27 protein-coding genes are annotated in these 26,281 nt (G+C 62.7%); 8 read left to right on the top strand and 19 right to left on the bottom strand.

The window, feature by feature from the left end:
* Positions 1-5 precede the first annotated feature (5 nt).
* Both AC1L34_RS03315 and hisD read right to left on the bottom strand, forming a co-directional pair.
* Positions 6-1,145, bottom strand: a complete 1,140-nt coding sequence (locus tag AC1L34_RS03315) for a histidinol-phosphate transaminase (RefSeq protein WP_480035101.1) — start codon at positions 1,143-1,145, stop codon at positions 6-8.
* Positions 1,142-2,482 carry a histidinol dehydrogenase gene (gene hisD, locus AC1L34_RS03310; protein WP_480035100.1) on the bottom strand — a complete coding sequence of 447 codons (1,341 nt, stop codon included), beginning with the start codon at positions 2,480-2,482 and terminating at the stop codon, positions 1,142-1,144. The genes AC1L34_RS03315 and hisD overlap by 4 nt, the downstream gene beginning before the upstream one ends.
* A gap of 640 nt (positions 2,483-3,122) precedes the next feature.
* Here hisD and AC1L34_RS03305 point away from each other — a divergent pair.
* The 4 genes from AC1L34_RS03305 to AC1L34_RS03290 are packed head-to-tail and all read left to right on the top strand — an operon-like array spanning position 3,123 to position 5,578.
* On the top strand, positions 3,123-3,584 hold the full coding sequence (locus AC1L34_RS03305; RefSeq protein WP_424294432.1) for an MTB12 C-terminal domain-containing protein: 462 nt from the start codon (positions 3,123-3,125) through the stop codon (positions 3,582-3,584).
* The gene (locus AC1L34_RS03300; RefSeq protein ID WP_424294412.1) at positions 3,581-4,315 is read left to right on the top strand and encodes an ABC transporter ATP-binding protein; all 735 of its coding nucleotides are present in this window, start codon (positions 3,581-3,583) and stop codon (positions 4,313-4,315) included. The genes AC1L34_RS03305 and AC1L34_RS03300 overlap by 4 nt, the downstream gene beginning before the upstream one ends.
* On the top strand, positions 4,312-5,124 hold the full coding sequence (locus AC1L34_RS03295; protein WP_424294411.1) for an ABC transporter permease: 813 nt from the start codon (positions 4,312-4,314) through the stop codon (positions 5,122-5,124). The genes AC1L34_RS03300 and AC1L34_RS03295 overlap by 4 nt, the downstream gene beginning before the upstream one ends.
* A 46-nt stretch (positions 5,125-5,170) precedes the next feature.
* The gene (locus tag AC1L34_RS03290; RefSeq protein WP_424294410.1) at positions 5,171-5,578 is read left to right on the top strand and encodes a DUF1801 domain-containing protein; all 408 of its coding nucleotides are present in this window, start codon (positions 5,171-5,173) and stop codon (positions 5,576-5,578) included.
* Positions 5,579-5,593: 15 nt separating this feature from the next.
* On the opposite strand, the gene AC1L34_RS03285 is transcribed toward AC1L34_RS03290, so the two are convergent.
* The 3 genes from AC1L34_RS03285 to nadA all read right to left on the bottom strand — a co-directional run bounded on the left by AC1L34_RS03285 (position 5,594) and on the right by nadA (position 8,003).
* A complete protein-coding gene (locus tag AC1L34_RS03285; RefSeq protein WP_424324004.1) occupies positions 5,594-6,010 on the bottom strand; it encodes a GNAT family N-acetyltransferase in 417 nt (138 codons plus the stop codon).
* An 87-nt stretch (positions 6,011-6,097) separates the two neighbouring features.
* Positions 6,098-6,988 carry a carboxylating nicotinate-nucleotide diphosphorylase gene (nadC, locus tag AC1L34_RS03280; protein WP_424294408.1) on the bottom strand — a complete coding sequence of 297 codons (891 nt, stop codon included), beginning with the start codon at positions 6,986-6,988 and terminating at the stop codon, positions 6,098-6,100.
* A 4-nt stretch (positions 6,989-6,992) separates the two neighbouring features.
* Positions 6,993-8,003, bottom strand: coding sequence for a quinolinate synthase NadA (gene nadA, locus AC1L34_RS03275; protein WP_424294431.1), 1,011 nt, complete (start codon positions 8,001-8,003; stop codon positions 6,993-6,995).
* Between the two features lie 213 nt (positions 8,004-8,216).
* Between nadA and AC1L34_RS03270 the strand changes: the two genes are divergently transcribed.
* Both AC1L34_RS03270 and AC1L34_RS03265 read left to right on the top strand, forming a co-directional pair.
* Positions 8,217-8,675 carry a hypothetical protein gene (locus AC1L34_RS03270; RefSeq protein WP_424322324.1) on the top strand — a complete coding sequence of 153 codons (459 nt, stop codon included), beginning with the start codon at positions 8,217-8,219 and terminating at the stop codon, positions 8,673-8,675.
* A gap of 58 nt (positions 8,676-8,733) precedes the next feature.
* A complete protein-coding gene (locus AC1L34_RS03265) occupies positions 8,734-9,429 on the top strand; it encodes an NUDIX hydrolase (RefSeq protein WP_424294406.1) in 696 nt (231 codons plus the stop codon).
* On the opposite strand, the gene AC1L34_RS03260 is transcribed toward AC1L34_RS03265, so the two are convergent.
* The 6 genes from AC1L34_RS03260 to AC1L34_RS03235 form a co-directional block, all read right to left on the bottom strand.
* A complete protein-coding gene (locus AC1L34_RS03260) occupies positions 9,392-10,009 on the bottom strand; it encodes a DUF2567 domain-containing protein (RefSeq protein ID WP_424294405.1) in 618 nt (205 codons plus the stop codon). The two genes, AC1L34_RS03265 and AC1L34_RS03260, sit on opposite strands and share 38 nt — an antisense overlap.
* Positions 10,006-10,221: a biotin synthase auxiliary protein BsaP gene (gene bsaP / locus AC1L34_RS03255; protein WP_424294430.1), complete on the bottom strand. Its 216-nt coding sequence runs from the start codon at positions 10,219-10,221 to the stop codon at positions 10,006-10,008. The genes AC1L34_RS03260 and bsaP overlap by 4 nt, the downstream gene beginning before the upstream one ends.
* 212 nt (positions 10,222-10,433) lie before the next feature.
* Complete coding sequence (gene bioB / locus AC1L34_RS03250) at positions 10,434-11,468, bottom strand: biotin synthase BioB (RefSeq protein ID WP_424294404.1); 1,035 nt, start codon at positions 11,466-11,468, stop codon at positions 10,434-10,436.
* Complete coding sequence (gene bioD, locus AC1L34_RS03245) at positions 11,465-12,190, bottom strand: dethiobiotin synthase (RefSeq protein WP_424325401.1); 726 nt, start codon at positions 12,188-12,190, stop codon at positions 11,465-11,467. The genes bioB and bioD overlap by 4 nt, the downstream gene beginning before the upstream one ends.
* Complete coding sequence (locus AC1L34_RS03240; protein ID WP_424294402.1) at positions 12,187-13,335, bottom strand: 8-amino-7-oxononanoate synthase; 1,149 nt, start codon at positions 13,333-13,335, stop codon at positions 12,187-12,189. The genes bioD and AC1L34_RS03240 overlap by 4 nt, the downstream gene beginning before the upstream one ends.
* Positions 13,332-14,651, bottom strand: coding sequence for an adenosylmethionine--8-amino-7-oxononanoate transaminase (locus AC1L34_RS03235; protein WP_424294401.1), 1,320 nt, complete (start codon positions 14,649-14,651; stop codon positions 13,332-13,334). The genes AC1L34_RS03240 and AC1L34_RS03235 overlap by 4 nt, the downstream gene beginning before the upstream one ends.
* A gap of 151 nt (positions 14,652-14,802) precedes the next feature.
* Here AC1L34_RS03235 and AC1L34_RS03230 point away from each other — a divergent pair, with 151 nt between their 5' ends.
* On the top strand, positions 14,803-15,372 hold the full coding sequence (locus AC1L34_RS03230) for a TetR/AcrR family transcriptional regulator (protein ID WP_424294400.1): 570 nt from the start codon (positions 14,803-14,805) through the stop codon (positions 15,370-15,372).
* A 224-nt stretch (positions 15,373-15,596) separates the two neighbouring features.
* A complete protein-coding gene (gene treY, locus AC1L34_RS03225; protein ID WP_424294399.1) occupies positions 15,597-17,915 on the top strand; it encodes a malto-oligosyltrehalose synthase in 2,319 nt (772 codons plus the stop codon).
* A 3-nt stretch (positions 17,916-17,918) separates the two neighbouring features.
* On the opposite strand, the gene AC1L34_RS03220 is transcribed toward treY, so the two are convergent.
* From AC1L34_RS03220 to AC1L34_RS03185, 8 genes are all read right to left on the bottom strand, one after another.
* Complete coding sequence (locus AC1L34_RS03220) at positions 17,919-18,647, bottom strand: hypothetical protein (protein WP_424294398.1); 729 nt, start codon at positions 18,645-18,647, stop codon at positions 17,919-17,921.
* A gap of 73 nt (positions 18,648-18,720) precedes the next feature.
* On the bottom strand, positions 18,721-19,881 hold the full coding sequence (locus AC1L34_RS03215) for an MlaD family protein (protein ID WP_424294397.1): 1,161 nt from the start codon (positions 19,879-19,881) through the stop codon (positions 18,721-18,723).
* Positions 19,878-20,978, bottom strand: coding sequence for an MCE family protein (locus AC1L34_RS03210; protein WP_424294396.1), 1,101 nt, complete (start codon positions 20,976-20,978; stop codon positions 19,878-19,880). Before AC1L34_RS03210 ends, AC1L34_RS03215 begins: the two co-directional genes overlap by 4 nt.
* A complete protein-coding gene (locus tag AC1L34_RS03205) occupies positions 20,975-22,102 on the bottom strand; it encodes an MCE family protein (protein WP_424294395.1) in 1,128 nt (375 codons plus the stop codon). The genes AC1L34_RS03210 and AC1L34_RS03205 overlap by 4 nt, the downstream gene beginning before the upstream one ends.
* Positions 22,096-23,088 (bottom strand): MCE family protein, encoded by a 993-nt coding sequence (locus tag AC1L34_RS03200; protein WP_424324005.1) that lies wholly within the window; start codon positions 23,086-23,088, stop codon positions 22,096-22,098. Before AC1L34_RS03200 ends, AC1L34_RS03205 begins: the two co-directional genes overlap by 7 nt.
* Entirely contained in the window at positions 23,085-24,119 is a 1,035-nt protein-coding gene (locus AC1L34_RS03195; RefSeq protein WP_424324006.1) for an MlaD family protein, read from the bottom strand. Before AC1L34_RS03195 ends, AC1L34_RS03200 begins: the two co-directional genes overlap by 4 nt.
* Positions 24,116-25,411: an MlaD family protein gene (locus AC1L34_RS03190; protein ID WP_424322326.1), complete on the bottom strand. Its 1,296-nt coding sequence runs from the start codon at positions 25,409-25,411 to the stop codon at positions 24,116-24,118. The genes AC1L34_RS03195 and AC1L34_RS03190 overlap by 4 nt, the downstream gene beginning before the upstream one ends.
* A 3-nt stretch (positions 25,412-25,414) precedes the next feature.
* Positions 25,415-26,281: an ABC transporter permease gene (locus AC1L34_RS03185; protein WP_424294391.1), complete on the bottom strand. Its 867-nt coding sequence runs from the start codon at positions 26,279-26,281 to the stop codon at positions 25,415-25,417.

Genomic DNA, 26,281 nt, shown 5'->3' with positions numbered 1-26,281 from the left:
GGCTGCTACTGCTGCTTTCGGTCTGTTTCGGCCAGTTCGGCGCTCACCTTGAGGAAGGCGTCGTTCTCGGCGGGTAATCCAATAGTCGCACGCAGGTGGCCCTCGATGCCGACATCCCTGATCAGGACGCCGCGGTCGAGGTACCGCTGCCAGCTTGCTGCGGCGTCGGCGAAGTCGCCGAAAAAAACAAAGTTCGCGTCCGACGGTGTCACCCGGAACCCGAGATCGGTGAGCACCGCGACCACGCGGTCGCGTTCAGCGGCGATCGCCGCGACTCCCCCGAGGGTTTCCACGGAGTGCTGCAGGGCCGCACGCGCGGCAGCCTGCGTCACCACCGACAGGTGATATGGCAGTCGTACCAGAAGCAACGCTTCGATCATGGCTGGTGCCGCCGCGAGGTAGCCGAGACGACCGCCCGCGAAGGCAAAGGCCTTGCTCATGGTGCGTGACACGATGACCTTGGCCGGATACTCATCGATCAGTTCCACCGCGCTTGCCTGCGATGAGAACTCGCCGTACGCCTCGTCGACGATGACGATGCCCGGTGCCGCATCACCGATGGCGCGCAAGTCGGCCAGCGGCACGCTGCCGCCGGTCGGATTGTTGGGCGAGGTCACAAAGACGACGTCGGGTTGGTGCTGCTCAATCGCGGCGACCGCGGCCGTCACATCGAGGGAGAAGTCCGCAGCGCGCGGAATCGGAATCCACTCGGTTTGGGTGGCATCGCTGATGATCGGGTGCATCGAGTACGACGGGACAAAGCCCATCGCGCTGCGACCGGGCCCGCCGAAGGCCTGCAGGATCTGCTGCAGGATTTCGTTGGAGCCGTTCGCGGCCCACACATTGTCGACCGACAGGTCGACGCCGGTCGCATTGCGCAGGTAGGCGGCGAGGTCTGATCGAAGACCCATGGCGTCGCGATCGGGATACCGGTGCAGTTCCTCGGCTGCCGCGCCAACAGCTTTGGCGACATCGTCAATCAGGGCCTGGCTCGGCGGGTGCGGATTCTCATTGGTGTTCAAGATGACCGGCACCTGCAACTGCGGTGCACCGTACGGCGACTTGCCGCGCAACGATTCACGTAGCGGCAAGTCGGTCAGCGTGACACCGGAGCCCGGGGCCGGCGCGGGTGCCTCGGAGGTCACTTGGTGCCCCGATCATTAGCTGCCGCACCGAACCGCGCCTGCACGGCTTCGCCGTGGGCCGGGAGGTCTTCGGCATTAGCCAGAGTCACCACGCGGTCGGCGATCTTGGCGAGCGCGTCCCGGTTGTAGTCAATGACGTGGACCCCGCGCAGGAAGGTCTGTACCGAGAGGCCCGACGCGTACTTCGCCGAACCCGACGTCGGGAGAACGTGGTTGGAGCCCGCGCTGTAGTCGCCGAGGCTGACCGGCGAATAGGTGCCGACAAAGATCGCGCCCGCACTGGTAACTCGATCAGCGACCGCCTGCGCGTCACGCGTCTGGATTTCGAGGTGTTCGGCCGCGTAGGCGTCGACCACCTTCAGTCCGGCATCGACATCGTCGACCAGCACGATTCCCGACTGCGGGCCGGCCAGTGCGGTCTGCACTCGCTCGGAGTGCTTGGTGTTGACTGCTGCCGTTGCGACGGCTTTGTCGACCGCGTCGGCCAGAGCTTCGCTGTCGGTGACGAGCACCGAGGCCGCGAGCACATCGTGTTCGGCTTGGCTGACGAGGTCGGAAGCGACGACCGCCGGGTCGGCGGAGTCGTCGGCGAGGATCGCGATCTCAGTGGGTCCGGCTTCCGAGTCGATGCCGACCACGCCGCGTACCAGGCGCTTGGCCGCGGTCACGTAAATATTGCCGGGGCCGGTGATGAGGTCGACCGGGTCCAGGATTCCACCGTTGGTGTCAGTACCGCCGTAAGCCAGCAGGGCCACGCCCTGTGCGCCACCGACGGCCCACACTTCCTCGACTCCGAGCAGCGCGCACGCCGCGAGGATCGTCGGATGCGGCCAACCACCGAAGTCGGCTTGCGGCGGCGACGCGACCACCAGCGAAGCGACGCCGGCTTCTTGAGCCGGAACAACGTTCATGATGACGCTCGACGGATACACGGCATTGCCACCGGGGACGTAGAGGCCAACGCGGCGGACCGGGATCCACTTCTCGGCGACGGTGCCGCCAGGAACTACCTGGGTGAGAGTGTCCTGCCGGCGCTGATCGGCGTGGACCAGTCGGGCGCGGCGAATCGCTTCCTCCAACGCATCGGTGACGGCCGGGTCGAGTTCTTCGCGGGCGCGGGCGATGACGTCGGCCGGGACACGCACGGAAGTCGGACGCACTTTGTCGAACTTCTCGGTGTAGTCGAGGGCTGCGGTGGCACCATGCTCAGCGATCGCTTCGACGACGGGGGTCACCGTGGGAAGTACGGCGTTGACGTCGGTTCCGCCGCGAGGCAAGGCCCGACGCAGTTGGCTCAGCGTCGGGGTGGTGCCCCGCAGATCGGTTCGGGTGAGCATGTTCTCTCCACTCCGCATTGTGGTTGGTCGATCCGGGATTCCGCCATCCCGGAGAGCCAACGCTGCATGTTGGTTAACACCAGGATATGCGGTCACCGCAAGTGGTTTCCGCACCGGTCCGGCATGCGTTTTCCGCCCTGCGGCGTCGGTCACACCCGGGGTGCAATGCCCGCCCGACTTCGAGTTAGGTAAGCCTATGCTCTTTAATGGGCTGTATTCGGGATCGAATCCCCGTATGAGTCAACACAAGAGGAGACAACACATGTACACCGACGCCTCGCGAGCTGACGAGTACGACTACCCCACCGAGCCGATCGCTCCTCCTGTTCTCGATGCAACTGATGCGGAACCGTCAACCCAGTCACCGTCGTCAAAACTGATGGGGCCTGCAGCATCGTCGTCAACCAACTGGGCGACGGTCCTCGCCTCCGCTGGCGCCGCCGCGGTGGTCGCCGCACTGATCTTGTCGATCGGCGTCGTGGGATTCTCGATGGCCGGCAGAAATGCCGCTCCGGTCGCGGCACCCGCGACGGTGGTGCAACTCGGGCAGGCAATACCCGCTCCGAGCGCGCCCGCGGCCGCCAGTTCGGCGGCTCCGAGCGCAGACCCGGACGCACCTGCCGCGCCAGCTGCGCCGCCGATTCCGGCGGAAGCGCCTGCTGCCGCTGCTTCGTCGAGCGTCCACGAACCGGCTTCCTCCACGCCTGCGCAACCAGCGAATCTCGGGGCCAACTTCACTGTCACCGCAGTCCGCCCAACCCTGACTGATCTCGGGAACATCGTGAAGTTCCTGGTCGAGACCCAGGCCTCCGATGAAGCCAAGGCCGCCAACGTCGAAGGGGGTATGGCTGCGGTCGTGGTGCCGCGCACCGTCTACAGCCTCGGGTTGTTTCGCGCTCCGCTCGGCTGGAACAAAGTGACCGGCCCCCTGGTTCAGCAGGGCTCGTCGGTCACTGCAACGCTCAACAGCGGTTCGGCGGGCCGGCCCACCATTCGCATGACAATCGAGTTCAAGAAGATTGACGGCAACTGGCGACTCGCGGCAAGTTCCCTCTGTCAGGGTGTGAAGGCCGTCGGGCTCAACATCTACTGCAACCGATGATCTCCACAACCGGCCTGACTGTTCGCTACGGATCGGCCACAGTTCTCGACGACGTGTCGACGCAGGTTCGCGATGGCCGCCTCGTGTACCTTCTCGGCCGTAACGGCGCGGGCAAGTCGACGTTGCTGCGCTCGATGTGCGGTATCGCCCTTCCCGTCGAGGGCAACGTTGCCATCGACGGGATCCCGCCTGGCCGGTTACCCGCTCCGGCATTGGCAATCGGGGTGCATCTGGGTGCCGATGCCGCGGGGTCACCCAGCGGCCCGAATCCGTCACACACCGGCCGCCGACACTTGCGATGGCTAGCGGCCGCCGCGGGAGTCGGCGGTAACCGCATCGACCCGGTCCTCAAGCGCGTTGGCCTGGCCGACGCGGCAGACCGTCGCGTCGCCGACTATTCACTCGGCATGCGTCAACGGCTGGGCATTGCCGCGGCGCTGCTGTCTGACCCGCCGAACCTCATCTTCGACGAACCAGTCAACGGCCTCGACATCGATGGCATCCGGTGGCTGCGGACACTGCTGCGCGGACTGGCCGACGAGGGCCGCGCGATCGTGATCGCCTCGCACCTCTTCGAGGAGGTGACCCGCACCGGCGACGACGTGATCGTGATTGAGCGCGGTCGCAAGGTGGCAGACGCTCCGATTGCTGATTTCATCGGCGCTCACGAAGACCTTGAATCGGCCTACCTACATCTCATCCGTCCGACCGCGGTTGGAAGTATCCGATGACCGCGGCGGTTGGACTAGGTCCGCTCGGCCCCCTCACCCGTGCACTGCGGACCGAGTTGGTCCGCTTCGGCGGGAACCGCGGTCCTCTCGTCTTCGCGGCTATCCCCATCGCGATCGTGATGCCGCTGGTGGTGACGTTTGCGATCGCGGCGGTCGCCGAACGGTTCGCAACCATGTCGTCGACCATCCAGGTCACGTCGGTCCAGACCAGCAATTCGGTGTACTGGGTCCTCATCTTCGGCGCGATGGTGTGGGCGCTGATCGCTGCGACCGCGCAGGCCGGAGCGGCCCGCGGCGCGGCAGGCGACCTGGAACGTTACCTGTTTCCCCGAATATGGACGGTCCCTGCCGCACGGTGGATGGCATACGGATCGCTCTCCGCTGTCAGTTCATTTTTGCTGGTGACAGTCGTGCTGCTGGTGTTACCGACGGCGTTCCCAACCGTTTACGGCGCGGTGTCGATTGGCTCGCCAGAGGGTCTGCGGTTTCTGTTGACCGTGCCGCTTTACGCCTTTGCTGCCTGCGGAATTGGCGTCGGTGTCGGTGCCATCATCGGGCAACCCGTGGTCACCGCTGCGGTGTTGCTCGGGTGGGCATTCGTCGTCGAGAATTCGATTGCATTGGTACCGAAGGGCTACACCCTGCAGGGATACATGCCATTTCTCAACGGACAGTTCGGTACCGGTCAGGAGTTGGCGTTCACTCCGCCGTGGGGCCTCAACGGCGCGCTGTTCTATACGACCATTGTTGCGTTGGCGTTGTTCGTGCTCGGTTGTTGCCTGCTCCGATGGCGGCGCAGAACCCGATGACCCCCAGCACCCGATGACCCCAGAACCCGATGATTAGGCTCAAGCCATGACCAAGACCAAGCCGACCGCTGCATCGGTGGACGACTTTCTCGCCGGTGTTGCCGATGAACGTCGGCGCGCAGATGCTTACGCCGCTGTCGCATTGATTCGCAAGGTGACCGGCACCGATCCGGTGATGTGGGGAACCATGATCGGCTTCGGTCATCAGCCGTACACGACGGCCGATGGCAAGAAGCATGAGACGTTTGCCGTCGGCGTCGCACCACGAAAGCAGGCGCTGACCCTTTACGGACTCACCTACTACGGGTCTAACGCCGATCTACTCGAAAAGCTTGGCCCGCACACCACCGGCAAAGGGTGCCTGTACCTCAAGCGGTTCGGCGAAGTCGACCGGGAAGTGTTGCGGGAGTTGATTGTCCGCGGCTGGGCCACCAACCACACAGACGGTGACTAGCCCACACAGCAAGGACTAACCGTCGCGCCTCATCGGCACATGAACAATGCCGTTCTCGACGAACTCCGAACCGTAGGCGCGGTAGCCCCACTTCTCATACATACCCACGAGATGCTTCTGGGCGTACAGGATGCTCGAACGATCCCCGAGCACAGCGACGGCAGCGTCCATCATCGCCTGGATGAGTCCGGTCCCCCGCATGTCGCGGCGAACACACACCCGGCCGATTCGGGGTTCCTCGGCGCTGTCACCGTCGTCCGGGTTCAGAATCCGGAGGGTGGCCGTCACCCGGCCATCCGCGTCGACGCACCACAGGTGTGTCGTGGTCGGATCGACGTCGAGCCCGTCCAGTTCGGCGTACGCGCAGTCCTGCTCGACGACAAAGGTGTCGATCCGGAGCCGAATCAGATCGTGAAGAACGAGCGGATCCATGTCGGCTAATCCTGCCGAGTGAACGGGATGAGACACCCCAACATGATGCCCGGCGATTAGTCCCGAGGCAGCCTCACACACGCCCAATTACATATCGAGACCGAAGTCCACGACCGTCACCGAGTGAGTCAGAGCGCCAACGGCGAGGTAGTCGACGCCGGTGCGGGCGTAGTCGGCCGCGACGTCAAGGCGCAGTCCGCCCGACGATTCGAGTTTGGTGTCCGGAGCGCTATTGTCGCGGCGCTGGACAGCCATTTGCGTGGCCCAGGGTTCAAAGTTGTCGAGCAATACCAGAGCGGGCTTCAACGCCAACACCTCATCGAGTTGCTCTAGCGAGTCCACCTCAACCTCCACCGGAATGTCGGGTGCGGCAGCGCGTACGGCTTCGAGAGCCGCAGCGACGCCGCCCGCAGCGACAACGTGGTTGTCCTTAATCAGCGCAGCGTCGCCGAGGCCCATGCGGTGATTGACACCGCCACCGGCGCGGACCGCGTACTTCTGCAGAGCGCGCAGGCCTGGCAGTGTCTTCCGTGAGTCGCGAATCTGGGCTCCGGTCCCCTCGACGGCTGTCACCCATTCGGCGGTCGCTGTCGCGATACCCGACAGGTGGCAGAGCAGGTTCAACGCCGTGCGCTCAGCCGTCAGCAGGGATGTCGCTGGCGCACGCAGAGCCATCGCCACCGACCCCGGCTCCACCACAGAACCGTCTTCGGCCTGTTCGGTGACGACATAGTTGTCGGGGCCGATCACCGTGTCGAACACGGCACGCACCACCGGCAGGCCTGCGACGACACCGTGCTGACGCGAAACGATCTTCGCCTCGGCAACGGTATCGGCGGGCACTGTCGCGATGGTCGTGATGTCAGGCCCATACCGCAGGTCCTCAAGCAGAGCCGTTCGGATCAGTGCCTCAAGTTCATCGTCGACGATCAACTCGAGGTTGCCTGTGGCCCGCTCTTGTCCGATGAAGGCCCCCATGCGGCTATTCCCCGCTTCCGGGCTGGCCGATGGCGATCATGCGCTCGACGGACTTGCGCGCCAGATCCATGATCTCGGTGCTCAACACAATCTCGTCTTTACCTTCGGTGAGGCATCGCAGGAGTGCGGCCGGGGTGATCATCTTCATGTACGGGCATGCCGCACGATCGTTAACCGCGAGGAAGTCAATCTCGGGCGCAGCCTTTCGCAACTGATGCAGCATGCCGACCTCGGTCGCCACCAGCACCTGCTTGGACTCGCTTTCGCGAGCGGCGTCGATCATGCCGCCCGTCGAGAGGATCTTGACCCGCTCCTCGGGCACGATGCCCTCACCCGACAGGTACAGCGCAGACGTGGCACAACCGCACTCGGGGTGAATGAACAGTTCGGCGTCCGGGTGGCTCTCGGTCTGCGCGGTGAGTTCGTCACCGTTGATGCCCGCGTGAACGTGGCATTCACCCGCCCAAATGTGGATGTTGTCGCGGCCAGTTTCACGCTTGACGTGCGCTCCCAGGAACTGGTCAGGCAGGAAGAGCACGTCGATGCTCGGATCGATCGACGCAACCACGTCGACGGCATTCGACGAGGTGCAGCAAATGTCTGTGAGCGCCTTGACCTCGGCGGTCGTGTTCACGTATGAAACGACCATGGCGTCGGGGAAGTCGGCCTTCCACTCGCGCAGTTCATCGGCGGTGATCGAATCAGCGAGCGAACAGCCTGCCCGCTCATCGGGAATCAGCACGCGCTTGTTGGGGCTGAGAATCTTCGCGGTTTCGGCCATGAAGTGGACGCCGCAGAAGATGATCTCGTCGGCCTCGGTCTCGGCCGCAATCCGCGACAGGGCCAGCGAGTCACCGACGTGATCGGCAATATCTTGGATCGCCGGCAGTTGGTAGTTGTGCGCCAGGATCGTCGCGTTGCGTTCCTTCGCCAGGCGCTTGATCTCTGCGGCCCACTCTGCATTCGGTTCCACGCCACCGTAAGCGGCCGGAATGCTATGCCGCGGGTCGGGCATCCCGAGGTCGGTCTCGGTCCGAGTAATCACCGTTCCAGTAGTCATGCCGACTGCTCTCCCATCGCATGTTCTCCGATGCGGGGCTACGCTCCGGAGGTTTTCGACCATAGGTCGAAAACATGCAGCCATGCTAACACTTGTTACCGAAGACACGTTTTCTCGGACCACGTCGAACGGGCAAAAACAATGGCTCACCGCAGGAAAACCGCTCTGTTGGCCACGGTCGTTGCACTCCTGATCGCCACCGTTGCCGCTGGTGCGGCCATCCTCATCATGGACACGGCCACCGACGACGTCCCCCAAGCTGCGCCCACGACCGCGGTAGTTACCGAAGTCGTAACGCCCCCTGTGCCGTCGACGGTGACGGTAACGCCAGCACCTGCCCCACCGCCAGCAGTCACCATCACCGAGGAACCCTCTGGCTCGGAAGTAATCCAGGGCGGTGTCTGCCAGGCGAGCGAGGTTCGCACCTTCGGCGTTGACCCGTCGGGACAGAGCCTGGTGTGCGGCTACTCTGGCACGCCAACGCCTCATTGGCTCCGCCATGGCCCCGACGACGGTGGCGTTCACGTGGTCGGAGAACCGTGTGATTCCCGCGTCGACAGCGTTTCACGCGACTCTGCGGGTCTCTTCATCATGTGCGGCGGCCAAACGTGGGTGACCCACCCCTGACCCGACGTGACGACCCGCCTCCTCCGCCGGAGTACGACGACTCATTAACCTGGACGCTATGGAACCCGACAGCAAGGCCGCAACGACCGTTCGCGTCGAGGTACTGACCGCGGTGTTCCAGGTCAGCGAACCCGACGCGGGCGAACCGGTCCTACGGGTACTCCTCCGACCCTGCGAGGTCGCTGGCTGGGCATTGCCGGGCGGGCCCATCGTCGAACGCGAAACCCTCGGATCGGCTGCCGTCAGATGGTTGGGAACTCGGGCCGGTCTGACGCGCGTCGCTCACCTCGAGCAACTCTCAGTGTTCTCCGATCCCGACCGCGTTCCCGGAGAACGGACAGTCGCGTCGACCTTCCTCGGACTCGTTCCCAGCGATATTCCCGCTGAAACGGTCGCCGACGCACGCTGGTTCGACGTCAAAGAACTACCGGCCCTCGCCTACGACCACCGCGACGTCATCGACCTTGCCCGTGCGCGCCTGGCGGGCAAACTGTCGTACACGAATATCGCGTTTGCGTTGGCACCCAGCCAGTTCCCCATGTCCGAACTGGCCGAAATCTACGGTGCCGCACTGGGTTACGCGGTAGATGCGACAAACTTGCTGCGCGTCCTGTCGCGGCGCGGCGTCGTCGTCGCCACCGGGACAGTCGGACGCACCGGACGCACCGGCGGACGTCCACCCGCGCTGTACGCATTCGCTGACACGCGACTGCGTGTCACAGACGAGTTTGCGGCTCTGCGTCCCCCGATGTGACAGCAGCGACTCCCCGATCCTCGGTGCCAGCTTCGGCAAGAACCTGCACTGACGGTTGCGCGGACTGATCATCGCCGCGGCCCAGATCAGCATGCGACGACAGCAGCGCGCACGCCAGATAGACAAACAGCGCCACCGTTGGCGCGCACAGAAGCAACACCCAGGAGGGCCCCAAATCATTAGCCATCCAAAGATTGGTGGTGCCCCGGTAGGTCCCCGGAACCGCGGCATCGACGTCGCCGTTCACCATTCGGCCGAATCGACCTGCGAGGTCAAGGGCTATCGCCGATGTCGCGATCGACATCAGGACCACGAAAAACAGGCCGCCCAATCCGCGCGACGACCGCAACCCAAACCACGCAGCGACGGCGATCAACGCGCCCAAACCCATCGTCAGAAACGCGAAAACCGCGACCCCGTCGAACATTTTCGCCGGGTCAAGTTCGGTAGCAAATTGCACCTCGCCGTGACGTTCCACCACGAGATTGACCGCGGGCGCGAGCCACGCCCACAATCCGGCGACAACAAACGTCGCCGCGAGCAATCCGACTACCACCGCAATAACCCGGCGAATGTTCATCGCTGACCGACCTCCGAGGAGTCGACAGTGCCGTGCCGTGAACAACGCGCATCCCAGCCGTCTGGACGCACCTGCACCACCATTCGTCGACCGCATTGCCCGCAGAAACGCGGAGGTTCCAAACCCAACTGCGCGGCCGCAGGCACCGCTTCCGGTGACTGCAGTTCAGCCTCGATGCCCGTGTACACACCAAAGCGCAGGGGTTCCTGCAGTGGTCCCGAACTTTGGGGTCCCGAATTTTGGGGTCCCGAACTTTGGGGTGCCGAACTTTGCGACCCAGAGCTTTGGGCCCCAGGGAATGAAGATCCGGGGATCACACTCGTCATCGTCGACGCCTCCTGAAATCTGATCGCAGCGGCCGACGGAACGTCCGACATACGCGTTAGACCTTCGAGGCTACCGGTGCTCTCACCTGCCGACGCGATCACAGGGTGTCGTTCAGCGCTTTGATGGGCATTTCGAGGTCGCCGAGCAGATCCAAGTCATTTTCGGCTGGCCGACCAAGGGTGGTCAGGTAGTTGCCAACGATGACGGCATTGATACCGCCGAGGATGCCCTGCTTGGCTCCGAGGTCACCGAGGGTAATTTCGCGACCACCGGCGAATCGCAGAATTGTTCGCGGAAGCGCGAGGCGGAACGCGGCGACCGACTTCAACGCCTCCGACGCCGGCAGCACGTCGAGGTCACCGAATGGGGTTCCCGGTCGCGGGTTCAGGAAGTTCAACGGCACTTCGTCGGGATCGAGTGACGCCAGGTCCGAGGCGAATTCGGCGCGCTGTTCAAGGGTTTCGCCCATTCCGAGGATGCCGCCGCAGCAGACTTCCATGCCTGCCTCCCGAACCATCTTCAGGGTGCCCCACCGTTCTTCCCAGGTGTGGGTGGTGACGACGTTCGGGAAGTGGCTGCGCGCAGTTTCCAGGTTGTGGTTGTAACGATGTACCCCCATGGCAGCAAGTTCGTCGACTTGCTCCTGGGTCAGCATGCCCAAGCTGCAAGCGATCTGAATGTCGACTTCGTTGCGAATCGCTTCAATACCGGCGGCAACCTGCGCCATCAGACGCTTATCGGGACCTCGCACAGCGGCGACGATGCAGAATTCCGTGGCACCGGACTTTGCGGTCTGCTTGGCCGCCTCAACGAGCGACGGGATATCGATCCACGCACTGCGAACGGGCGAAGCGAACAGACCCGACTGGCTACAAAAGTGGCAGTCTTCCGGGCACCCGCCGGTCTTCAGCGAGATGATGCCCTCAACCTCCACTTCTGGTCCGCACCAACGCATCCGAACATCGTGGGCCACCTGGAGCAGTTCGGTGAGCCGCTCGTCATCGAGTTGCAGCACCGACAGAACCTGGTCGCGAGTGAAGCCTTCGCCACGCTCGAGCACCTGCTGGCGTGCAACCTCGAGAATGTCAGTGCCTGTCGTCTCTGCGGCGGCAACTTCGGCGGTCGTGGTCATAGGTGAATCTCCTTCAGGGGGACGGTTTCTTGAGTATGTCCAGGATGGAAAGCTCCGGCTTCGACCCAGTCGGGTGCGGCAGCACGGAAGTCAAGGCTGGCGAGTCGACCGGAACCGGTGGGTATCGATGCGACGACCGGGATCCCGGTCAGCCGCGGCAAATCCGCGAGATTGCAGGTCATCGCCAGGTCGGGGGCGTCGGGCCAACTCCCGATCACAAGTCCACGGACGCGGACCCCCGCAGCATGTGCGGCGCGCACAGTCAGTTCGGTGTGGTTCAGGGTCCCCAGGCCGGGGTCGGTCACCACCAACAGATCGGCATCGAGTCGGTTCGCCACATCCAAGATCGTGAGGTCCGATGCCAGTCGAACCAACACACCCCCGGCACCTTCGACGAGGACCAGATCAGCGTTGACCGCGAGTTCGGCGACGGCATCGACAATCTCGGCCAAGGTCACCGGCGGCAGCCCCGCGCGAGCGGCCGCAGTCTCCGGCGCCAAAGGTTCGGGGAATCGGGCCGGTTCGCGGGTCGGCAACGAACCTGCCAGTCGTTCAACCTCGGCAAGGTCGGCCGGTTCCCCCGGGGCGACTCCGGTCTGAGCAGCCTTGCACACGGCCACCCGCAAGCCGGCAGCGCGGGCCGCAGAGGCGACAGCGGCCACGGCAATCGTCTTACCGATGTCAGTCGATGTACCGGTCACGACAACAATGTCGGCGCTCATGACACCTCCACCGCACGCCGGGCACCCACTTCGCGGAGCGCATCGACCACCACACCCGACACCAGGGCCAAGTCGTCCTGGCTGAGGTCGGCTCGGACCGTCAGACGCAGGCGAGAGGTTCCCTCCGGCACCGACGGCGGTCGAAAGCACCCGACGAAGACGCCCCGCGAGCGGCACAGTTCGGCGGCACGCACAGCGGCGACGGGATCGCCGACGATAAGCGAGACCACGGCGGCATCGGGCGTCTCTGCACCGCACGCGCGCGCGAGCTGCCGGACACCGGCGCGCAGTCGTTCCGGCATCAGCGGATCGGCACGCAGCAGTCGCAAAGCCGCATGTGCCGCGCCGACTGCCGCCGGGTTGAGGCCGGTATCGAAAATGAAGGTGCGGGCGTGGTCGATGAGATGGTCGCGCAGGAGGTCCGTGCCGAGTACGATGCCGCCTTGGGCACCGAGGGATTTGGAGGCGACGGTCGTGATGATGAGTCCCGGCGCCCCGGACAGTCCCTGCTCGGCAGCCACTCCGCGCCCACCCGGACCGCGCACGCCGAGTGCATGGGCTTCATCAGCCAGCAAAATGGCACCATGATCGACGGCGGCGTCGTACAGGCCGCGCAGCGGTGCAACCTTGCCATCGATGCTGTAAATCGAATCCGTCACCACCAAGGCGCGTTCTTCGGTGCGCTCAGCGAGGACGCGGCGGACCGCGTCTACGTCACCCCGCGGCACCACCTCAACGCGGGCCCGCGACAATCGGCAACCATCAATCAATGAGGCGTGAGCTCCGGTATCGCTGACGATGAGATCACCACGGCCGACCAACGCGGTAACGGCACCGACGTTTGCCAGGTACCCGGAGGAAAACGCCAGGGCCGCCTCAAAACCCAGAAAATCGGCGAGGTCGTTCTCGAAGTCGAGGTGCGCTTGCGTGGTTCCTGCGACCAATCGCGAAGCCGTCGAGCCGGTACCCCAGCAGTCGAGCGCGGCATGTGCCCCGGCGATGACTTCCGGATGCGTCGAGAGCCCAAGGTAGTCATTCGACGCGAGGTTGATCTCAACCGTATCGGCCCGCCTGGCGACCGGAGAGCGATGCAATCCCGCCGCACGTGTTCGTTCGGCGATGTCGGCCAACCACGGCGCGCTCATGAGACGAGCTCCACCGGGTGGGTTGTCGCCGCCAGCGAAGCGCGAGTCGCCGCTGTCATGCCGTCGGCCAACCGGTCAAGGTCCACGTCGTTGATGATGAATGGCGGCATCGCGTAGATCAGTTTTCGGAACGGTCGTACCCAAACGCCTGCGGCGACTGCGGCTTCGGTCGCGGCAATCATGTCGACCTCACGATCCAATTCGATGACGGCAATGGCACCGAGGGTGCGGACGTCGGTAACTCCGTCGACTGCCAGCAGCGGTGCCAATCGGTCGGCAAGATGGCGCCCGATCGCCGGCACCCGTCGCTGCCAGTCGGATTCTGCGAGTACCGTCAGGGAGGCTTGGGCGACGGCGCAAGCGAGCGGATTGCCCATGAAAGTGGGCCCGTGGGCCAGCCCACCGGCTTCGCCTCGACTGATGACCTCGGCGATCTCGTCTGTCGTCAGCGTGGCGGCGAGGGTCAAGTACCCGCCGGTCAGCGCCTTTCCGACACACATAATGTCGGGGCTAATTCCGGCTGCGTCGACCGCAAACAGCGATCCCGTACGGCCAAACCCGGTCGCAATCTCGTCGCAGATCAACAAGACCTCGTGGCGATTGCATAGTTCGCGAAGGCCCGCGATGAGCGATGGCGAATGAAAGCGCATCCCACCTGCCCCCTGGACCACCGGCTCAATGATGACGGCGGCAAGGCGGTGGCGATGACGCGCGAGATGGTCGTCGAACATCTGCAGGTAGGCCTCGTCGGCGGCACGACCATCGCGCGAATCGGGCGGCGCAGGTACAAAGAGTTGCTCGGCAATCACGCCCCGCCACATCGAGTGCATTCCGCCGTCGGGATCGCAGACGCTCATCGGCGCAAATGTGTCTCCGTGGTAACCGCCGCGCCATGTCAGCAGGGTGCGCTTCTCGGTTTTGCCCCGGCTACGCCAGTACTGAAGTGCCATCTTGACCGCGACTTCCACCGACACAGATCCAGAATCGGCGAAGAACACTTTCTGCAGCGGCGCCGGTGTGATGGCGACAAGCTGTGCTGCCAGTGCGGCAGCTGGCTCGTGGGTGAGTCCACCGAACATCACATGCGACATGAGGCCGGCTTGCTCGGCCAGCGCCCTGTCCAGTTGCGGGTGACGGTAGCCGTGGATTGCGGCCCACCAGGAACTCATGCCATCGATCAGTTCGCTGCCGTCGGCGAGCCGAATGGTGACACCTTCGCAGTCGCTCACCACGAGCGGCGTCGTCGTCGACGGAAATCCGCCGTACGGATGCCAGACGTGCCGCGCGTCGATCTTTGAGATCGTTGCTGCATCCACGGTGATCTCTCCCTCTTTCGCTTCTGAACGTGGTGCCGGGTAAACCGGTAACCCTGGACACCGTACAGGACATACCTGTACGTCGTACAGGGAACTCCTGAACGACGTACACTGCAGGTCAATCGTCTACCGGCAAGCTAAGGTGACATCCGTGAGTAATACGAGGTCCGACATTCTCGCCGCAGCTCGAGGCATCCTCGCCGAGCACAGCCTTGCCGATCTCACGATGCGACGCCTGGCCGCCGACCTCGGCGTGCGCCCGAATGCGCTCTACTGGCACTTCCCCAACAAGCAGACGATGTTGGCCGCGCTGGCCGAGGACATTCTCGCCAGCATTCCGGGACCGTCACCCGACATCGACTGGCTCACGGAGCTGCATCGGTTAGCCACTGATCTGCGCGCCGTTCTGCTAGCCGTTCCCGACAGCGCCGAAGTGGTGTCGTCGGCCTGGGCGTCCGGGCTCGCCGATCGCAGTATCGAGAAGACGATTGCCGACGTCGCAGCACGTGGTCAGCTGTCCGCGCAAGCGTCATCCGGGCTCGCAACGGCCATCTGCCAGTTGACAATTGGTCTCACTATCGAGGAACAAACGCGCACCCAGATGGAAAGACTCGGCGTTACCGGTTCGTCGGGGCGAGTCTTTTCCGCCGAGTTCGACGACGCCCTCGACATCATCCTCGACGGTGCCCGTGCACGCAGCGAGATCAACACCGTCGCCTAACCCGGAATCCCCTTCTTTTGTGTCACTTCGACACGCCACTCCCCGCCCATTCCGTCACCGATCGTGGCGTGTTGTGATGGAACGGTCGAATGGTGACGGAAAAGGGGGAAGCGGCAGTTGCGGCTTCGTTGTGGTGGACGTCGGTACGATCATCAGCGATTAACTATTCGACTGCCCGAGTTGCTCCGTGCCATCGAGAGATCGACGTCCGACGGAGGAGAGGTATGCCACGCACCACCCTCGAACCCGTCGCCACCTATCGGGTACAACTGACGCCCGACTTCACCTTCGCCGAAGTCACCGGAATCCTCGGACACCTCTGCGACCTCGGCGTGAGCCACCTGTATCTCTCCCCCATCCTGGAAGCGATGCCAGGGTCGCAGCACGGCTACGACTGGTCGCCACCGGCTCGAATCGCACAAGCTCTCGGCGGTCTCGACGGCTTCCGGTTCCTGCGTGAGCATGCGCGGGCCCTGGGCATCGGCATGATTCTCGATCTCGTGCCCAACCACGTCGGTGTGGCATCAGTCGCCCACAATCCGTGGTGGGAGCACGTGCTGACGTTCGGCTTCGACTCCCCGTATGCGACCTACTTTGACCTCTATCCGGCCGACACCGACACCATCTATCTCCCCTATCTCGGTCGAGCCGAAGACCTCGCAGATCTCCGCCTCGACGAACGCGATTGGCTGGTACTCGGCGACATTGCCGTCCCCACCGCCCCGGGAACCGTTGCGCCGGGTGATGATCCACTTGAGGTCCATCAACGTCAGCACTACCGACTCGTTGCCCACGATGGCACGCAAATCGGCTATCGGCGGTTTCTCACGGTGAACGGTCTCGCCGCGCTGCGGCAAGAGATCCCCGCCGTGTACGACGCGACACACGGTTGGCTTCAAGAACTCGTAGCGGACGACCTTCTCGACGGGGTGCGCATCGATCACCTCGACGGGCTTCGCGACCCCGTTGGCTACCTCACCCGCCTCCGGGCTGACCTCGGTGCTGACCGCCTCATCTACGTCGAGAAGACTCTGGCAATCGCCGAAGAACTCGACCCTTCCCTACCCGTCGACGGAACCACCGGCTACGAGACTTTACAGCTGATCGAGGCACGTTTTACCGCACCGACAGGTGCCATTGAATTGGAAGAAACATTCCGTACCATCTCCGGTGGCCGCGAAGGCGACGGAGATCGCCTGTGGGAACGAGCCCGCGAACTGCGCGAAAGCGTGTTGGTGAGCAGTTTCCCCGATCGCCTACAACGAATCACGGACCTCCTGTCGGCCCGCGATCACCAGGTTCCGCCGCACATCCTCAGGCAAGCGGTATCTCTGCTCGTGAGTTCGTCGCCGGTCGCCCGACCCGGATATCCGGCGACGACGGAAGCGGTCCTCAACCGGATCGACAACCTGGCGGCCGAAAATCTCGTCGCAGCACCCGGGTGCGAGGTGCTCGCCACGGCGATCGCCGACCCCGACTATGCACCGGAAGCGGTGGCACGTCTCGGCGAAGCGACGGTTGCGGTGTATGGCCAGGCCATCGAAGGGATCGGCTATAACCGGACCGCGCGCCTCGTATCGAGTCAGGAACTCGGCTGTTCGCCCCTGATCCCGGCAATCAACCAGCCCGACTTCGACGAACGCTGCAGTTGGCGGGCCGCGCACTGGCCACGCGGACTCAACGCGCTCTCGACGCACGATACGAAGCGTGCCGAAGACGTGCGGGCCCGGATCGCGGTGATCGCCCAAACCCCGCAGCGATGGCGGATCTTTGTCGACGAGCTTTGGCGTATGGCACCGCCTCCACACAGTTGGGTCTGCTACTACCTGCTGCAGAATCTGGTCGGCGTGTGGCCGGATCAAGCGCTCCCCGACGAGCAGATGCGCGCGCGTTTCTCGGCATTTGCGTCCAAAACCTTGCGCGAAGGTCAGGTGGTGTCTTCGTGGTCCGACCCCAACCCCCGAGCCGAAGCCGACGTCCTGCGGTGGCTCGACACCATTCAAACCGGTATCCCGGGCTTGGCAGTTTCGTCGTTCGTGTCCCTCATCGCCGACGCTGGCCGTGAAGAATCGCTGTCGCGCAAGGTCATCTCGTTGACACTGCCCGGAGTCGGCGACATCTACCAGGGCACTCAATGGTGGGACGATTCGCTGACCGACCCCGACAATCGGCGACCCGTCGACTACACGCGCAGCCTGGACCACCCGAAGGTCCAGGCGGTTCGCGCCGCCTTGGCTGTCCGACGCCGCCACCTCGACTCATTCGGTCCGGGCAGCGACTATGCGAGTCTGACGGTTCGCGGCCCCGCCGCAGCCCATCTGATTGCGTTCTCACGCGGTCATCGCGGAGTGGCCGCGGTCGTCGTCGTGGGTGTCCGTTTGGCATTGATGTTCAACAGTCCCGTGACCCGCGGGAAAGCCTACGTCGAACTACCGCCCGGAATATGGGTCGAGACGACTGCGGGCGAGGAGTTCACCGGCTCAATCTCGGCCGACGCTCTCCTCGCCCACAAGCCATATGCCCTGCTGGAGCTTAAAAGTTAGTCCTTAACCTCCGGGCACGGGTTCCGGAGCAGGTGCAGGTGCAGGCTGTCCCTGCGCAGCACCCACCGTGACTCCCGGACCAAAGTCCATGGCGCTGACCAGCCATTCGCCGTCAACCTTGTCGACCTTCAGTTGCAAGAGCAGTGCGTTCTTGGCGGGGCCACCGCTGGTCGGGCTCACCCCGGTGACATCGACGCCAACCACCACGTCTGCGGTGTTCGCATCGAACGACTCGACCATCGTTGAAGTGACCGATGTGGTCAGATTCGTGATCTTTGAGTCCTGCATAAACTTCACAGCGTCGTCGGCATCGGAATCGAGTCGTGCCTTCAGGTCACCGGTCGTCAACGAGCCAACGGTTTTCCGCAGCGAATCCGGCGTCGCATTCTCTGCGCTCATCGCTTTCAGGTAGGTGACAACGAATTGCGCCCCAGCGGTCTTGCTGGCGTCGAAGGCCGCCAGTTCCTGCTTCTGGTCGTACAACTTCCACCCGCCGAAAGCGAGAACCGCAATCACTACCGCGGCCAGCAAACCTGCTGCGACTCGCTTGATGAGTCGAATTGGAATGGTCACTGCAGAAGTATCGGCAGACGCCGCCTTTGCCTGGCGCGCCGCACGGCGGGCAGCGTTGGATGCGGACCCATCCGCCGACTCGTTGGGGTCGTTTGATACTTCCTCAAGATCCTCGGTTGCCCCAGCATCCGAGATGTCTTTTGCATCAGCTGAACTCATACGTCCTTCATCACTCATCTGGCAGAGAGCACTTACCTGCCAGCGCTCTCAATACTTCTGTCTGGGCCTGTCACTACTTATCGAGCGGAACCGTCCGAGCGTTCGGATCGTAGTTAGCTGGCGGTCCGGCCGTGTCGTCGCCCTTCGGACGTGGAGCATTGGCTGCGCCACGCGTCAGCATCGTCGGGTCCTCGGTCACACAGTACAGATTCTTCGGAATCGCCATGCTTTGGATCTTCGTTGGATCTGACGGCGCAATCGAATAGTTGCATGTGGGGCGTGGGAAAATCGTCGCCAACGCCCACCAGGCGCCGCCGTGGAACATCGCCTGCGACTGAATAACGCCATCGCGGACACTGGGAAACAGGTTTGCCAACGCTGGCGCACGCAACGCACCCTGACGAGCGACGTCGAGGAACTGAGTCAGCACATCCGACAACGGGTCAGTGATCGCCGCGAGCGAACCCGCCAAGCTAGTCAACTGTGCAGGCCCGTTGCCCAACAGTCCGCGCAACTCCGCATCGGCAGCTTTGGTCGCCGAGAACAATTCGTCGATACCGCCAACCATCCGCTGCAAATCCGGTTGGATGCCGGACGTTGTCTTCAGGATGGTTCCGGTGTTCTCAATCAATTTTGTTGTCTGCGGGAGCACCTTCGCGAGATCGGCAAAAATCACGCCACCCGATTGGAAGATCGACTTGAGTTGGTTCGGGCCGTTGTCATTGAGGCCAATCTCAAGTTGCTGCAGTGATGCCGTCAGCTTGGGGGCATCGATCTGGCCAATCACGTCGAGAGCCGACTGGAGCATGCCGGGAAAACCCGCAGTCACGTGCGTTTGCGTTGCCTGAATCTCGTCGCCATCGCTCAGGTATGGCCCGTCGTCGGTAGTTGGCGTGATGTTGACGTACTGCTCTCCGGCTGCGGACAACCCCAACGCCGAGAAGGTCGCGTTCTTGTTGATTTTGAAGTCGTCTCGCAACTTCAACTTCACGTCGACGGTCTTCGAGGCGACCTTGATGCTCTCGACATTCCCAATCTCCGAACCCCGCAACATCACCAGACTGGTTTCCTGCAGCCCTCCGGATGCCGGGAAATGAACGGTGACCGCGTAGGTACTTTGCCACGGACGCCAACTCAAGCTATTGAAAGCCAGGAACGCCAGCCCCAGCAACATCACCAGCACCAGCCCGAGGTTGCCGAGAATGATCTTGTGCTTCCGTAACCAAGTCATCATGAGCAGCATCCCCTCGTACCGGACAGCCGCGCAATAATGCGCGCAAGTGTCTGCTCCATGCTGTTCATACCCTTGGTGATGTCTGACCCCTCAGGCAGTCGGGTGGCCGCGTCGAAACCGACTCCCGGCGTGAGCCAGAAGATCTTTGCCGACACGGCTGCGGCACTACCGGATGTCGCCTTGATCCACTTCGGATTCAACTCGGCCATTCGATCAGCCAACGGCCCAAACATCGGGGCTGACTTGTTCAATGCCACCAGCGTGGTGTTCAGGTGACCGAGCATTTCGGTGAAGTCGTCCTGCTCGGTATTTAAAAAGTCGTTGGTCGCGGTCGTGATCTTGTTCGACTTATCGAGCGTCGTCAAGATCATTCCCAATTGATCGTTCACCACGTTGATTGCGGCAGGCAACTTGTTCACTGCCGCTGAAATCTGCGTGCGACCATCGGCCAACTCTTTGGTGAACTTCGCGGTGTTGGCCATGGCCTCGTCGACCAGTGCCGAGTTTTTGTTGAACTTGTCGATGGCCGTGGTGAAGCCCTCGATCGCACCACGCAATTCCGGGGCATTGCCGCCGACGGCGGTACTCAACTCCGTAAAGATTGTCTGCAGCGAACTGATCGAACCGGAATCAACGAGACCGGTCATCGACACCAGCAGGTCCTCGATGGTCGCGGCTGCCGACGTCGGCCCGGTGATCGTGCCGCCGTCCTTGACCGGCGCGGCCGTCGACTTAGCTGGCGGTTGTAGAGCGATAAAGACATCGCCGAGCGGTGTCGCCTGGCGCAGTTCGGCTGCCGTATCGACGGGGATATCGGCGTCACGTGAGACATTCATTGTCACTTCAGCCCGATAGTTCTTCGCGATGATCGACTCAACTTCACCCACCTCCATGCCACCGAGGCGCACCTTCGCTTTGTTCGGCAAGTTCAGCGCATTGTCGAATGACGTGTGGATGGTGATTGCATCGCCGATGCCACCCGGTGCGGGCAGCGGAATCTGTTCAACAGTGAGGCCTGGAATCGCGCCGCATGCGGCGAGGCTCACAGTAGTTACCAGCGCAACCGCGGCGACCCCGGCCTTCTTCTTCAGTGTCATTTGCTCATCAGCCCCAACAGTCCCGAATAGATACCGAGGTCGGGACCGAAGTCCTTCAACTGACCGGTTTCGCAGCCTCGCTTGTCGAGTTGGATAACTCGGCACAGCGCCGACAGCGACTGGTTGTCAAGCAGGGATTTGTCGACCGGAACCCCGGCACGCCACGCGCCCTGTTCGACGGACACCGAGTTCGAGAGGTTCTGGAACACCATTGGCGTCTGGTCGATGGTCTCCACGACTTCACGGGAAAAGTCCGACAGATTGGCCAGCAGGGCCGCAAGCCGTCCCGTTGATGCGCCAATCAATCCCGAGTTGCCCGACAGGAAATCCGACGTATTTTGCAGGGTCTGGTTCAGGTCACCCAGAGAGGCGACCAAGCCGACCGACTGGTTGCCTAACATCTCCGATACCTGGGTGATCGACGAAGAGAACTGCTTCATTTTCGGGTAGTTGTCGGTGAGCGCTGTCGTCAACGTCTCAAGGTTCTTGATGATGGCAACGAGAGCGTCCCCGTTATCGGCGCCGAGCTTGCCTGCCTTCGACAACGCCGCGAGCGCCTCGCGCAGCTTCTCCCCATTGCCCGAGGCGATGCCAGAAGTGACATCGACAAAGTCGGCGATCGGGCCTTCACCCGGTCGGTCACCGGACATCGACTTCACAATGGCGTCAATTGAGTCGAATAGCGTACCGATCTCGACGGGCGATTCGGTGTTCTTGATGACGCCGCCGTCTTCGAGTTTGGGACCCTCCTGGTAAGTCGGTGACAGCTCGATGTGGCGTGTTGTGACAATCGACGTGTTCACGATGGCTGCCGTGACATCGGCGGGGACATCGATTGAGTTGTCGACGGTCATCGTCACCTTGACACGCGTGCCTTGCGGTTCCACCGAAGTGACTCGACCGACCGGCATTCCGAGAACCGCGACGTCGTTGCCGTCGTAGATGCCCGACACGTCGTCGAAGTAGGCCGTCACCGTATTGGCTTGTCCCGCTGCGGCCGTCCACGTCGCGGGCACCAGCGAGCAACCGGTCACCGTCAACGCTGTCACCGTTGCGAGTGCAGCACCGACAATGGCCCGCTTGCGGCGCATTGGCCCTTGCTCGCGCTGGGTTACGTTCAGCATCCGTTCACCACCTTTGCCAAGCACAACCAGTTGTCGGGAAATAGACCCCACGGCAGGTAGCCGGTTGTGTAGGGGCCGTCGCCCATGATGTTGGCTGCCTGTCGCGTCGCGATAGGCAGGGCTTCGAGCAGCTTGCGGAGGTTAGCCCGGTTCTTCTCCAGGCCATTGGTCATGGTGTTCAAGTTGGCCATGACCGGGGCGAACTGGTCGCGGTTCTCAGCAGCGACGGCGCTCGCCTGGTCGGTGAGCCTTGCCAATCCATCGAGCATGCGGGTGACGAGTTGCTCGCGGGCCACAATTTTGTTGGCCAATTGCGCGCCCTGCCCCACAATGATCGAGAGTTGGAACTGCGTGTCGACGACCTGGCTGGTGACTGCATCGGTGTCTTTCAACATCTGATCAATCTGATCGCGACGATTGTTAAGCACATCCGACATCCGCGTCAGCGACTCAAGCGTGGGCCCCATGATGGCTGGCGCACCGGCCATCTGTCGCGACAGCGTCCGAATACTGTTCGTCAACTCGTCCGCTTTGATGCCTGCGATGATCGGGGTGCCTTTGGCAAGGGTCTGCTGAAGGTCGTAGGGCACGTAGGTCTGCTTAATCTTGCCGTCGGGAGCTGCGGCATCGCTCGTTCCCAACACAATGTCGATGTAGCGCTGCCCCAGCAGGGTCGACATTTTGATCTCGGCCGAACCGTCGTCCTTCACGACCACGTCCCTGTTGACCTTCATGGTGATCGTGACGTGATTGCCGTTGAGTTCGGTGGTATCGACCTTGCCGACATCGATGCCAGCAACGCGGATCTTGTCGCCGGGACGAATACCGCCGGCTTGAGCAAAATCGGCGGTGTACGTCTTCTGTCCGATTCCCGCAGAACTGAAGGCGACGATGCCAACCAGCAATGCGGCCAACCCCAGGGCACCAACGATGCCGTACCAGAGGCCACGATTGCCGTTAAATGAAGACTTCAGACGGTTTTTCATCGACACACCACCGAGTGCTGAGTACCACCGATTTTGTTAATCAGGCCCGGGGGGAAAAGCACGTTGCCGATCGAGATATCAAGGTCACACATGTAGATGTTCAAGTACGCGCCCTGCGAAATAACGACGGACAGGTGGCCGAGGAAGACCGGTAGGTCACCGGCGAGTCGATCCATTTTGGAGCCGCTGGAGATCAGCTGGTTGGTGGCCTGCAGTGCGGCGTTGCCAGCCGATTGGAGACTGGCCCGGTTCTTCGCGAATACATCGGCAAAACCGGATGCGGTACGGCCGATCTGATCGATCGCCTTGCCGAACTGGGCCGAGCTGCCGTTGAGTCCTTCGACCAGTTTGCCAGCGCTGTCGATCAGGGTCTGCAGCTGATTGCCCTGCGAGGCGAGTTCTCGAACCACCACACCGACGTTGGTGATGATGGCACCGAGCACTTGATCACGGTTCGCCATGTCATTAGCGACCTGCCCGATAGATTCCAACGTGCGAGAGAGCGACACCGCGTTGCCTTGGAAGGCCTGGATCAGGCTTTCCGAGAGCAAGTTGACCTGATCGGGCGTGAGCGTGTCGAAGACCGGCTGGAATCCGGCGAGCAACTTTGTCACGTCGAAGGAATCTTCACTCGGCAGGCGCAGTGCCGACCCCGGGCTCAGCTTCGCTCCCGGTGTGGGACCGTTCAGCGACAGCGCAAGGTATCGCTGACCGATCAAGTTCTGATACCGGATCGCAGCCTGCGTGTTGGCGTAGACCTGCTGATCGTCTTGCACCTCGAACTTCACCGCAGCCTTGCCGTCCGCCAAGTCGATACTGCTGACTCGACCGACGCGGACACCCGCCATCCGGACGTCATCGCCCACTGCCAACCCCGACGCATCGTTGAACGTGGTCGAGAAGTCGGTAGTCGACCCGCTGACAGACCGCTCCAGCGTCGACCAAATCAGATAGGTCATAAACAACGCGGCGATGGCGAACAGCGAGAAGCCAATCAGCGGCTTCCGAATGCTTGTCGAAGACTTACTCACTGGCCTCCCTCCCTTGGCGTGACTGCGGATACCAGCGGACCCAGCATCAGGCTGTCCGCGGACGACGGCTTGCGGCCGAGTGCATCCTTCAGCGTTTTCGAATCCTTACCGGTGGTGACACCACTGACCGGTTTGGTGGCCGACGCTCGGTGCATCCCGGGCGGATAGATCGTTAACGGACCAGAGCTTGTCGGCCCGGTTCCGGTGCCCGGACCCACGCAGCCCGGGCCGCGGGTCTGTCCGTAACGCCCGCCGTTGTACACCGGACAGTTCTGACGCGTATACATCTGGTAAGCACCAAAGTTCACGCCAAGATTCAGCTGCGGGCGCCCGTTGGTGCCGGTAAAGACCGAGAGTGCCTTACCTGCGAGGACGTACAGTTCCCGCAGCGCATCGGGCATGGCGTCCGGTTCCATCACGATGGCACCCAGCATGGTGTTGAGGTCCCGGACAATTCGCTTTCCGCCATCAGCGTTCTTGGCGAACAGCGTTTGGAGTTCGTCGATCGTTCCCTGTCCCGCCGAAAGCAGCGCGGTGAGCTGGTCGGCGTTGTTGGCGATCGTCATCGCCGGGACCACCGACTTGCCCAGGGCATCAAGGAGTTCCGGCGTCGACTTCGCCAGGCCGCTGACGGCATTGTTGAAGTTCTCGAAGCCCGAGGGCGCACCGGCTGGGAACTGGGCATTGATGGTTTTCCAGTAGTTATCGAGGACACCGACGAAGGTCGAGAAAGTGGCACCGCCGCCCTTGAGGGCGTCAGCGATCGTGCCCAGGACCATGCCGAGATCTTCCGGCGGTACCGCACGGAGCAATTCACGGAGTTCGTTCTGCGCGTCCTGCAGCCGGATCGTCGGCTCCGAGGTATCGGCCTTCACGACAGCACCCGTCGCCAGCGTCTGGGTCGACGGGTTCGCCGGGGCGATGAGTTCAATCGAGTTCACACCAAACAGGTTCGACGGGACGGTGCGAGCGGTGGTATTCGCGGGGATCCCGGAAGCCTGCTTCGGGTCAAGAATCAGCGCCACATCCTTAACCGGATTGTCGCCGGTGCCGACGCTCGTAATCGTGTCGACGGTCCCCACAATGAAACCGTTGTAGCGAACGTCCGCCCCGGAAACGAGGCCGTCGCCGACGTCGGTCAGCTGTGCCGTCACATCGGTGCGACTGTCGAACTTGCCTTCATAGCGAGCCAAGAGGAGCCCGAGCACGACGGCCCCGACGGCGAGGAATGCCAAGCCGCGGATGAAGTACGTCTTCAAGGACGGATCGCGTCCGCCAGTATCAATTTTCATCTGCTATCCCGAAATCTTGATGCCTGCAGAGGTACCCCAGAAGACCAGGGTCAGGATGAGGTTCGCGAAGACGATTGTGATGATCGAAAGCCGGATCGCGTGACCGGCCGCCACCCCGACACCTTCCGGGCCACCCGAGGCGAAGTACCCGTAGTAGCACTGGATAAAGGTGGTGAGCAGCACAAACACGATCACTTTGAGGAACGAGTAAAAAACATCCTGCGACAGCATGAACTGGTCGAAGTAGTGCAGGTAAGTACCCGAGCCTGCACCGGACTGCAACTGGAACATCACCTGCGCGGCAACGTAGTTGGCGGCCAGCGAGATGGCGTACAGCGGAATGATCGACAAGACGGCCGCCGCCATGCGGGTGGTGACCAGGTACGGAAGCGGTCGGATCGCGATCGACTCAAGGGCGTCGATTTCTTCGCTGATTCGCATCGAGCCCAATTGCGCGGTGAAACGGCAGCCCGACTGTGCAGTGAAGGCAGTGGCCGCCAGTAGTGGCGCGATCTCCCGGGTGGTGGCGAAGGCCGACAACCCGCCCGTCACCGGCGACATACCGAGCAGATTCAGGGCGGTGTAGCCCTCGATGCCGACGGTCGCACCGCCCATGAGCCCGAGAATAATCATGACGCCGACGGTTCCGCCGCCGACCACGATGGCCCCATTACCCCAGGCGACGTCGGAGAGCAGTCGCCACACTTCCTTGCGGTAGTGAGTAAATGTGATGGGTGCCAGTCCGATGGACTTCACCAGGAAAGTAATGAGATGGCCCATGGCGACGACCCCGTCGCGCGGGACTTCCCATAACTTTTTCAGCCACGAAAGCGGCCGCAAAACCGGTGGTACATACGGGGAAGCCGTCAA

Source organism: Gordonia sp. 34D (assembly GCF_056682775.1).
This window is presented reverse-complemented; position numbering and strand designations above follow the sequence as displayed.